The 10,593-nt window shown below is 64.0% G+C and carries 8 protein-coding genes; 4 read left to right on the forward strand and 4 right to left on the reverse strand.

The window, feature by feature from the left end:
- Nucleotides 1-89: 89 nt before the first annotated feature.
- The 4 genes from EII23_RS06140 to EII23_RS06155 all read right to left on the reverse strand — a co-directional run bounded on the left by EII23_RS06140 (nucleotide 90) and on the right by EII23_RS06155 (nucleotide 5,229).
- Nucleotides 90-1,067, reverse strand: a complete 978-nt coding sequence (locus tag EII23_RS06140; protein ID WP_124792512.1) for a lipoate--protein ligase — start codon at nucleotides 1,065-1,067, stop codon at nucleotides 90-92.
- A gap of 61 nt (nucleotides 1,068-1,128) precedes the next feature.
- Complete coding sequence (locus tag EII23_RS06145) at nucleotides 1,129-2,382, reverse strand: glycosyltransferase family 2 protein (RefSeq protein ID WP_124792513.1); 1,254 nt, start codon at nucleotides 2,380-2,382, stop codon at nucleotides 1,129-1,131.
- The gene (locus EII23_RS06150; protein ID WP_124792514.1) at nucleotides 2,379-3,944 is read right to left on the reverse strand and encodes a cobyrinate a,c-diamide synthase; all 1,566 of its coding nucleotides are present in this window, start codon (nucleotides 3,942-3,944) and stop codon (nucleotides 2,379-2,381) included. Before EII23_RS06150 ends, EII23_RS06145 begins: the two co-directional genes overlap by 4 nt.
- A 10-nt stretch (nucleotides 3,945-3,954) precedes the next feature.
- Nucleotides 3,955-5,229, reverse strand: coding sequence for an IMP cyclohydrolase (locus EII23_RS06155; protein WP_124792520.1), 1,275 nt, complete (start codon nucleotides 5,227-5,229; stop codon nucleotides 3,955-3,957).
- Nucleotides 5,230-5,404: 175 nt separating this feature from the next.
- Between EII23_RS06155 and EII23_RS06160 the strand changes: the two genes are divergently transcribed.
- From EII23_RS06160 to EII23_RS06175, 4 genes are read left to right on the forward strand one after another with little or no spacing between them, the layout of a single operon-like run.
- Complete coding sequence (locus EII23_RS06160) at nucleotides 5,405-7,642, forward strand: ATP-dependent helicase (RefSeq protein WP_124792515.1); 2,238 nt, start codon at nucleotides 5,405-5,407, stop codon at nucleotides 7,640-7,642.
- A gap of 2 nt (nucleotides 7,643-7,644) precedes the next feature.
- Nucleotides 7,645-8,712 carry a thiamine-phosphate kinase gene (gene thiL / locus EII23_RS06165; RefSeq protein WP_124792516.1) on the forward strand — a complete coding sequence of 356 codons (1,068 nt, stop codon included), beginning with the start codon at nucleotides 7,645-7,647 and terminating at the stop codon, nucleotides 8,710-8,712.
- A gap of 1 nt (nucleotide 8,713) precedes the next feature.
- Entirely contained in the window at nucleotides 8,714-9,643 is a 930-nt protein-coding gene (locus EII23_RS06170) for a glycosyltransferase family 2 protein (protein WP_124792517.1), read from the forward strand.
- Entirely contained in the window at nucleotides 9,640-10,302 is a 663-nt protein-coding gene (locus EII23_RS06175; RefSeq protein WP_260424619.1) for a class II aldolase/adducin family protein, read from the forward strand. The genes EII23_RS06170 and EII23_RS06175 overlap by 4 nt, the downstream gene beginning before the upstream one ends.
- Nucleotides 10,303-10,593: the final 291 nt, after the last annotated feature.

A 10,593-nucleotide genomic window follows, 5' to 3' on the forward strand; every position in this document is an offset into this window, starting at 1 on the left:
TGTCAAAAAATATTTCCCATATCCGCAGAAAAGTCCAGAGCGCGGCGGCAGGTACGCGAAGAACAGCCTTTCCGCCGCTGCCCCGGAGCTCAGAACAGACAGTCCAGAAAAACTTCCCGCGACACGTTCTGCATATAGGCTTCCAGCGCCACCTCGCCAAGGCGGGCGGTGAGGTCGGTGCGCGTGTGGGGACAGCCGCGCAGCCGATCTTCCAGTTCCTTCACATCGCGCACGCCAAAATAGTCGCCAAGAATCCTGATGTCCTCCAACCGCCCTTTCCGCACGTCAAGGCGAATGTCCAGCACGCCGCCATCGGTGCGCGTTTCACGCGCAAAGGCATAGTCGGGCACATGGCCGTAATTCCATTCCCATGAGCGGTATTTTTCGTCCGCCAGAAGGTGGATGGCCTCCGCCTCTTCCCGGCGCAGATCAAGATTTTGCAAAACAGGCCCACCGGCCATGCGTTCCAGAAGAAAGGCCATGAATTCTTCAATACTCATGGGATGATCCAGAAAATCCGCAATATTGCCCACACGGCTGCGCACGCTTTTGACGGCCTTTCCCGCATACTTGGCCTCTCCCGGCCGGAGCACCGAGGAAAGAACCTCCAGATCGGCGGAAAAAAGCAGTGTCCCGTGGTGCAGCACCCTGTCCCTGTGCATGTACTGGGCGTTGCCGGAAATTTTTCTGCCGCTCACCTCCAGATCATTGCGCCCGGTAAAACCGCAGGGCAGGCCCAGAGCCTGGAGCGCATCAACCATGGGCTGGGCGAAACAGCGAAAATCCAGCAGGCCCGGCGCGTTGCCCAGCTTGATGAAGGTAAAGTTGAGGTTGCCCAGATCGTGAAAAACCGCTCCGCCGCCGGTCAGCCTGCGCACAACGGAGATGCCGTTTTCTCGCACAAAATCCACATTGATTTCCGCAAGGGTGTTCTGGTTTCGCCCCACAATCACGGCCCGCGCGTTGCGCCAGAGCATGAACACGTCTTCATCGCTGTTGCGCAGCAGCCACTCTTCGGCCGCCAGATTGAAGCTTGGGTCTGTGGAGGGATGATGGAGAATACGCATGTCTGCCTCCTGCCGAGCGGCCTGCCCGGATTGCTGCAACGGGATGCCGTGGCCCAAGAGGTTACGGTTTTTCCAACAAAGGCACGCGGGCGTCTTTGCCGTGCAGCGCCAGCCAATAATCAAGAAGTTTTTCCAGCGCCGCATCGCCCCGGATGCGGGCCTGGTTTTTCGCCTGCCGCACATGAGCCCCGGCATCAGGCATCGGGCTGATGCCCCGCGCCACGCTTTGGGCGATCTGCTCCGCCTTGTCCGCACTCTTGCGGCCCAGGCGCAAAAGGTGCAGCAGCACGTCATGCTCCGGGAAGTAGCGGGCGCAGCGGGCCATGACCTCCAAGGCCTCGTCCTGCCTGTTTCCTTTTTCCAGATGTTCCGCCAGCAAGAGCCAGCCGCCGCGCCACAGCGGCTCCCGTTCAAGTTCCCTGCGGCAGCGGTCTTCACAAAAATTTTCTTTGTCCAGTTCCCTGTTGCGCCTCTGCTCTTCCTCTTCGGGCAGCGCCAGCCAGAACTTGAGCGTCGGCCCCAGACAGAGGCGGTAGCCGTCCAGCGCGGCCAGAAGGTGCAGATCCGGCCGCAGGGAGCGTGCGTGGCGTTGGTGCAGTACCTGGGCATTGTGGGTATCGTGGTCAAAACGCCCCGGCGTCTGGCTGGTGTGGTGAAAGATCACACCCGCGCTTTCCACAGCCAGCTTCAGCCCCCGCGCACGCAGGGTGCAGCAGAGGTCCAGGTCTTCAAAACCGTTGCGGTATTCCTCATGAAAGCCGCCACAGTCTGCAAAAACCGCGCGCCGCAAGAGCATGGCCGCCCCGGTGATGGCCTGCAGAGGGTGCCTGTTTCGGGCCGCAGCATACTTGCCGGGAAAATGCTCGTACAAATGCCCCAGCGTGGAAAAAGGCGAAATGCAGACGCCGCAGTGCTGTACCGTGGTGTCGGGATAGAGCAGCAGCGGCCCCACAGCCCCCATGCGCTCCGAGGCCAGCAGGGCCGCGCGCAGGGGCGGCAGCCAGCCGGGGGTCACTGTTGTGTCGTTGTTCAGAAAAAACACCAGATCACCATCGCAGGCGCGCGCCCCGGCATTGCAGCCTCTGGCAAAGCCCACATTCTCCGCCATGCGCAGCGCACGAAAAGACGCGCCGAAAAGCGCCCTGCCCAGAGGCTCAAGCTCCGCCACAGTGTCGTCGGTGGAAGCATTGTCCACCACCACAACTTCCATATTTTCGCCCGCGCCATGCGCGGCCAGCGAGCGCAGGCATGCGGCGGTCATGGCCCACAGATTCCAGACCGGTATGATCACGGACACGCGCGCGTCCTGGCTCATACTCCCTCCCTCTTCATAAAATTCCGGGCCAGATCCACAAAATTGCGCGCCCAGCAGGGGATTGCCGGAGCAAAAATGTGCGTGTACGAAGCCCACACATTCTTGTACAACAGACCGTCAAAACACAGTGCCGCGTCCGCGGGATGCCGCCCCATACCCCTGCCCCGGCTCAGGCTCAGAGCATGAGGCGGAGGTGTTTTTTCCCAGAGGCAACGCGAGTAGTGAAATTCGTGCCCCAACAGCTCCATGCCGCGCGGAAACCAGGGATTGTCGCCAGTCACCACGGCGCGCACGTAGCCCAAGCCCTGGGGACGCTCCTGAAATTCCGCCCGCACCGGAAAAACGCCGCTCATGGGCCACTGCGCGCCCGCACTCTCCATGACACGGGCCAGCAGCAGAAAACCGCCACATTCGGCATATATGGGCATGCCCTCCCCGGCCCATCGGGCCAGAAAACGCATGGCGGGCGAAGTGCTCAGGGCCCGGCCCCAGTCTTCGGGAAAGCCCCCGCCCAGATACAGGCCGTGCAACTCGCCCACGCCGGGCCAAATCCATGAGGATGCTGCCCCGCTTGCAAGCGGCGGGCATTCCGGCAGGCTTGCAGCCTCCCCCACCAGCGCAAGCTCCACCAGTTCCGCCCCGCTCCGGGCAAGGGCTTCGAGATTTTCCGGATAGTAAAACCAGAAGGCGCTGTCGCGCACATAGCCGATACGCGGCCTGCGCGCGGAACGCCGTCGTACACCGGAGCACATTTCTTCCGGTCTGGGGGCAGGATCTTCTGGCGCATCTTCCGGCCAGAAGGGGGGCGTTTCGGGCAGGCACGGCGCGCGGGCGGCGGCTTCAAGCACAGAGGGCATGTCCACATGCCCTTCCACAAAATCTCCCAGTTCTTCCAGCAGACTGTCCAGTTGCGGCGTCAGCCTGCCGCCGCTGGTGGCAATGCCCATGTGGCGTTCGGGCAGGGGATTGCGCTCCATGCGCGGCAGCGCACCCAGAACGGGAAGGTCGGTATATTCCTCCAGAACACGGCGCAGAAGGCTTTCGTGCCGTGCCGAGCCCACCTGATTGAGCACAAGCCCGGCAAAGGTCAGGTCGGGCTCGAAGGCCAGCACCCCGCGCACCAGAGCCGCGGCGGTGCGCGTCATCTTGGTACAGTCCAGGGCAAGCACGAGGGGGCAGCCCAGCGTGCGGGCCAGAGCCGCTGTGGAGCAGGAGCCGGCCACGTCCAGCCCGTCAAAAAGACCCCGGTTGCCCTCCACCAGCGCCAACAGCGGCGCATGTACGCCAGCCTCCCGCAGGGAATGCGCGAAAAGCGCCCGCAGCCCGTCCGGCGCAAGCACATGGGGATCAAGGTTGACCGCCGTTTGCCGGGCCGCCATGCCGAGCCACGCCGCGTCAATATAGTCGGGCCCCTTTTTGAAGGGTTTGACCGTCACACCCCGGCGCGCAAAGGCCCGCGCCAGCCCCAGCGAAAGCAGGGTCTTGCCGCCGCCCCCCGACAGAGCGGACACGCACAGCCGCGCGCAAGCGGCACGGGCAGAGGAGTCAGAAGGGCTGCTCATGCCACGCGCATCAGTGACGGAACGAACGTTGGCCGGTAAAGACCATGGCCACCTGCGGACTTGCCTCATTGCAGGCCATGATCACTTCCGCATCGCGCAGAGAACCGCCGGGCTGGGCAATGGCCGTCACGCCCTGGGCAATGGCCGCGTCCACACCGTCACGGAAGGGGAAAAAGCCGTCGGATACCAGCACACTGCCCTCCAGGCCGCCCCGCGCCGCAGCGGTGCGCCGCTCCACATCTGCCAGTTTTTCGGCCAGGGCGGCGTCCGCCGCAGCCTTTTGCTTCAGTTCGTACAGGGAAAGGCCGCATTCGCGGAAAGACAGCGTATCGGCATACTTGGTATGGGCCTTGTGCGCCGCCAGTTCCACACAGCCCACCCTGTCCTGCTCGCCCGTGCCGATGGCCAGGGTGGCGCCGCCCCGCGCAAAAATGACGGAATTGGACGTGACTCCCGCCTCCACCGCCCAGGCAAAGCGCAGATCGTCCAGTTCCGCAGGGGAAGGAGCCCGTGCGCTCACCGACAGGCCATCGCTGGCGGCGGTGGCGGGCAAAAAGTCCGTGCCGGAAAGAATGCGGTTGACAAAGGATTTTTGCAGCACAAGGCCGCCGTCGGCCAGGCTCTTGATATCCAGAAAGGCGGAACGCGTCAGATCCTCCAGGCGGCCCAGGCCGGGAAGCTCCATGATGCGCAGGTTTTTGCGCTTTTTCAGAACTTCCACCGCGCCTTCCTCAAAGCCCGGCGCGGCCACCACCTCGAAATAGCTGGCGGCAACCATTTCCGCGGCTTGCAGGGAGAGCGGGCGGTTCACCACCACAGCCCCCCCGAAGGCGGCAATGCGGTCGCACCAGAAGGCTTTTTCCAGAGCTGCGGCTACGCCGTCCCCGCTCCAGGCCGCGCCGCAGGGATTGTTGTGCTTGAGGATGACCGCTGCCGGACGCTCCGTGAGATATTGCAGGATGTTGGCTCCGTTATCCACGTCCGTCAGATTGGTCTTGCCGGGGTGCTTGCCCGCCTGAAGCATCTGGGCTTCGGTCATGGCGGAAACAATGCCCTGCCCCGGCCCGCGCCAGGTCAGGCCGCCGCAGGTGATGCTGCCCTGCCGCAATTCATAGAGCGCGGCGGGCTGATCGGGGTTTTCCCCGTAGCGCAGGCCCTTGCGCTCATTGTCCAGCGTCCAGACGCGTTTGCGGTAAACAAGCTTTTCGTCTCCCAGAAGAATGGTCATTTCTTCGGGAAAGTCGTCCTTGTGCACGGTTGTGTAGATGGCCTTGATGTCCGGCATGCTTTTCTCCTGCCATTTTTGCCCGCGCCTGCCGAAAAAACCGGATTTTCCGCATGCGGCAACGCGGATCTGCGCCAATCCGCAAAGTCTAGCATATTTCGCCGCAAACCGCCAGCCTGCGGCCCCGCCCCGGTGGCCTCTGGCCTGCGGCGCGGTAGTGTGGTAGCCTGTTTTCATGATTGATTATGCCCGCGCCCTCAACGAAGCACAGCATCAGGCCGCCACCAGCGGCCCCGGCCCGGTTCTGGTAGTAGCCGGCGCAGGCAGCGGAAAAACGCGCACCATCGTGTACCGCCTGGCCTGGCTGGCCGAGCACGGAGTGGAGCCGGACGCCATCCTGCTCCTGACCTTTACCCGCAAGGCCGCGCAGGAAATGCTGCAACGCGCGGGGCAACTGCTTGACCACGGCTTGACCGGCGTGCGGGGGGGCACCTTTCACGCCTTTGCTTTCGGCGCGCTGCGCCGCTGGAAGCCCGCCTGGCTGGACGACAGACCCTTTACAGTCATGGACGCGGCCGACATCACCGCTGCGGTCAAGCACTGCAAGGATCGGCTCAGGCTGGGCAGGGGCGACCGCTCCTTCCCCAAAACCCAGAGTATCGTGGGGCTTTTGAGCAAGGCCCGCAACAAGGAAGTTTCTCTGGAGGACGTTCTGCGAAAGGAGGCCTTTCACCTGCTGCCCCATGCGACCGGCCTGCAAGAACTGGATGCGGCCTATGCGGACTACCGCCGGGAAAAGGGCCTGCTGGACTACGACGACCTGCTCTTTGAACTGGAAGACCTGCTGCGCGAAAACGCCCTGGCCGCCGAGGCCCTGCGGGGGCAGTTCCGGCACATTCTGGTGGACGAATATCAGGACACCAATCTGGTGCAGGCCCGCATTGTGCGCCTTCTGACCGGCCCGGAAGACCGGATGACGGGCAATGTCATGGCGGTGGGCGACGAGGCCCAGTCCATCTATGCCTTTCGCGGGGCCAATGTGCGCAATATTCTGGACTTTCCCAAGCTCTTCCCCGGGGCGCGCATTGTCCGTCTGGAAGAAAATTACCGCTCCACCAAGCCTGTTCTGGACGTGGCCAACAGCCTGCTGGCCCATGCGGCCGAGTCCTTCCGCAAGACGCTGTTCACACGCAAGGAGGGCGGCGAGCCGGTACGCCTCTTCACCCCCTTGAGCGACATGAGCCAGGCCGCCCTGGTGGTGCGCCGCATCAGGGAACTGTTGCAGCTTCACCTGCCGCACGAGATCGCGGTGCTTTTCCGCTCCGGCTTCCACTCCTACATGCTGGAAATGGCGCTGAACCAGGCCGGTATCGCCTTTCGCAAGTACGGCGGCCTGCGCTATGCCGAGGCGGCCCACGTCAAGGATGTCATGGCCCTTGCGCGCCTGCTCCTCAACCCTCTGGATCTGCCCGCCTTTGCCCGCGTGGCGGCATCGCACAGCGGCATCGGCCCCAAGACCGTGGAAAAACTGTATCTCGTGGCCCGCAGCGGCGACCCCGCGGCCACGGAAAAAGCCTTTGCGAAATTCCCCGGATTTCTGGAAGACATGCGGCTTGTGGAGCGCCTGCGCGCGGCCTCTGCCTCGCCCGCCGACATTCTGGCCGCCCTTCTGGAGCACTACCACCCCCGCCTTGAGAGCCTCTACCCCGAAGACTGGCCGCGCCGCCGCCAGGGGCTGGAAGAAATTGTCCAGATGGCTGCCAGCTATACGGATCTGGATCTCTTTGTGGCCGATCTGGCGCTTGACGCGCCGGAGGAGGAGCACGACGACCCGGCCGAAGACAAAATCACCCTGTCCACCGTGCATTCGGCCAAGGGCTTGGAATGGAACGCCGTGCTGCTGATTGATCTGGTGGAAGACCGCTTTCCCTCACGCCACGCCCTGGCCCAGCCCGAAGACTTTGAAGAGGAACGCCGCCTCATGTATGTGGCCTGCACCCGCGCCCGCCACAGCCTTGACCTCTACGCGCCGGTGGCGCTCTACAACCGGGCGGAGCGCGGCAGCCGCCACGTCGGGCAGAGCCCTTTTCTGCGGGAGCTTGCGCCGGGGCTGGTGGAGGAATGGCAGGAAGGCTTCGGCGGTGCGCTTTCCCGCCGCGCTCCGGCGGGCAGCCTTGCTTCCGCGCGGGCGGCAGGAGATGACGCGCCCGCGCATGCCGCCCTGCCTCCCTGGGCAAGTAGAAAGCGCGCCCTGCACGATGCCGTACCTCTCCCCACAGACGGCGAAGCACCCCCGCTCTTCTTCACATCCTCCCCCGCCGCTCCGGAAGACGCTCATTTCTGCCACTGCCGCCACCGCATCTTCGGACGCGGAAAAATTGTCCGGCATATCCCGCCCGACAAGGTGCAGGTCAACTTTCCCGGTTTCGGCCTCAAGGTCATTTTGAGCGAGTACCTGCAAATGGAGAATTGAGCATGAACGCGCGCGCCCTGCCGGAAAAACGCCCTGCGGAATGGTCGGAAGACGGCATTCTGGCCTGTCTGTCCCGCCATTTTCCCCTGACCCACCCCTCCCTGCTGCTGGGGCGCGGCGACGACTGCGCCGTGCTCAAGGCGGGCCGCCCGCTGGCCGTCAGCACAGACCTGTTTCTGGAAGACACGCATTTTCGCGGCGCCTACTTCACGCCCGAAGACATGGGCTACAAGGCGCTGGCCGTCAACGTCAGCGACCTGGCCGGATGCGGAGCGCGGCCCCAGGGCTTCACGCTCTGCCTGGGCCTGCCCGCCTGGGCCGACATGGCGTGGCTGGACGCTTTTTTCGGCGGCATGGCCCAGCTGGCCGACAGCCGGAACATGGTTCTGGCGGGCGGGGATCTTTCGCGCTGCGACAAATTAACCGTCAGCGTCACCGTATGGGGCGAGCCTTCGGATCCGGGAGATTTTCTGGTTCGCGGCGGGAGCATGCCCGGCGACATCCTTTTTGTTACCGGCCCCCTGGGGCTGGCCCGTGTCGGCCTGAGCGTTCTCGAAAGCCACGGCCGCAAGGCTCTGGAATCCTGGCCCGCAGCCTGCGCCGCCCACCTGCGGCCCCGGCCGCATGTGGACGAAGGCCTTATGCTGGCCCGCGCGGGGTTCAATGCCCGGCCTCCGGCGCTGATGGATATTTCTGACGGGATCATGCGCGATCTGCCCCGCCTGCTGGGGCTTACCGGAGAATTGAGCGCCACCTGCCCGGAAAAGCGGTCCGGGCTGGGCGCACAGATTGTGCTGGCCCGGGGGCAGTTGCATCCGGAAGTCCTCCGCCATGCGGAGCAGAAAGGCAAAAATCCCGTCCATGAAGCTTTGCTGGGCGGTGAGGACTACTGCCTGCTCGGCTCCTGCGCCCCCGACATGCTCCCCCCCCTGCACGCGGCCATTCCCGGCCTGACCAGCATCGGCGTGGTGACGGACGGTGGCGGCATTGTCTGCAATCACGAGCCGCTGGACAGCCTTGCCTCCATGCGCGGTTTTGACCACTTTGAGCCCCATGCAGGGGAAAGCTGACATGCGCGCCCACATCGGCGTGGTCACCTGGAACCGCCTGGAACTGACGCGCCTTTGCCTGGAAAGCCTGCTGGAAAAAACGCCGCCGGAGTATACCCTCACCGTGGTGGACAACGGCAGCACCGACGGCACCCCCCTCCTGTTGCAGGCAATGGCCGCCCGGCATCCCCACATGCGGGTGCATCTGCTTGCCCGCAACATGGGTGTGGCCGTGGCCTCCAATCTGGCCTGGGACGATGCGGCGCAGGCGGATTTTTTTGTCAAGCTGGACAATGATGTGGAAATTCGCGATGCGCTCTGGCTTCAGCGGCTCATGGCAATGCTGGCGGCCAATCCCTGCCTGGGCATGGCCGGGTATGCCCTCTGCCCCTGGCATACGGGCAGTCCCCTGCCTCTGGCGGACGGCCTGGTGGCGCAGGAAACGCCCTGCTGCAACGGGGCCTGCGTCTGCATCCCGCGCGGCACGCACCGGGAACTGGGCTTCTGGAACGAGGCTTACGGCCGGTACGGCTATGAGGATCTGGAATACAGCTGGCGGGCGCGCAGGGCGGGATACAGGCTGGCCTACGCGCCCCACAGGGGGGCTGTTGTCCACCACGGCAGCGATCCCCGGCGTCTGGACATGGAGCAGGAAAAAATCAAGCTGACCAGCCGTACGGCGGAGCTTTCGGGCACCAAGGCGTACCTCCTGCACCTGCTGCTGTTTGAAAAAGGCGTCCTGCCCCTGAAAATGGGGCGCAAATACCTGCCCGTGCGCGGCGCAAAAGGCCTGTCGTTTGCTCTCAACCCCGCCCACAGGCCCGTGCAGAAGCTGCTGGCGCGCATGGCGAAAAGCATTGACGTCAATGACGCAGGCGAGCTTTCGCGCCTTGATCTGCGCGCCTGGCAGGGCGGGGAACCGCCGCAACACCCGGAAAGGAAGACTCTGTGACCGTCTCCATCAAAACACGCCCTGCCTCCCGACGGGGCAACCTCCTCTCCCCAACCGCGCTGCGGGCGATGGCTTCTGTCTGCCGGGACGCCTGGCAGCAGAGTCTGCTTTCGGGCTGCAACGGCAATGCCAGCTTTCGTCTGGAACACGCGCCCCACATGGTCTGCCTGACCCGCTCCGGCGCGGCCAAAGGGCGCCTTGCTCCCGAAGACTGCTGCGTGCTGGATGTTGCCAACGGCAGACTGCTGCACGGCAGCGGGCCGTCCAGCGAGGCAGGCATGCACCTGGCTGTTTACCGCGCCCGCCCGGACTGCGCGGCCATTTTGCACACCCACCCGCGCCGTATGCTGGCCCTCAGCCTGCGCCTCCACGGGCGGGAGGAAGATTTTTTGCGCCTGCCCCTTTATGAGGCCGAAGTCTGGCGGGCCAGACTGGCCTTTGCGCCAGCCCTGCCCCCCGGCAGCGAAGAACTTGCCCTGGCCGTGGCCGAAGCCGCCCGCGCGAAGGCCGCCGTATGGATGGCAGGGCACGGCCTGTGCGCCACAGGCACGAGCCTTGCCGCAGCACTCTGCCTGACCGAGGAACTGGAACACCTCGCGGCTGTCCAACTTCTGGCCCTTGGCGGGGAGCAGCCCCGGCAAATGCCTGTGCAGCCGTGAGGCGGCAGGCTCTCCGGAAAGGATTCTCTGGGCTTCCGCCCCTCTTTTTGGGGTAGACCCCCAGAAGGTCGGCAGGGACACGCAACCGGAAGTGGTATGTGCGTCCCCTCAAAAGCGGGGTGGGGGTCTTGAATGACAAAGCTCTTATTCCCCGTGTGTAGCACGTTTGTGTAGCAAACGGAGGAATAAGAGCTTTATTGTCTCACTTTGGGAGGGTTAAAACCCCCAGCTTTAGCTGGCAGCTTTAGCGTTTCTTGTTTAAAGTTTTCCCATGAGCGATTATCGTCATGG

Source organism: Desulfovibrio sp. OH1186_COT-070, from assembly GCF_003860215.1.
GTDB lineage: Bacteria > Desulfobacterota > Desulfovibrionia > Desulfovibrionales > Desulfovibrionaceae > Desulfovibrio.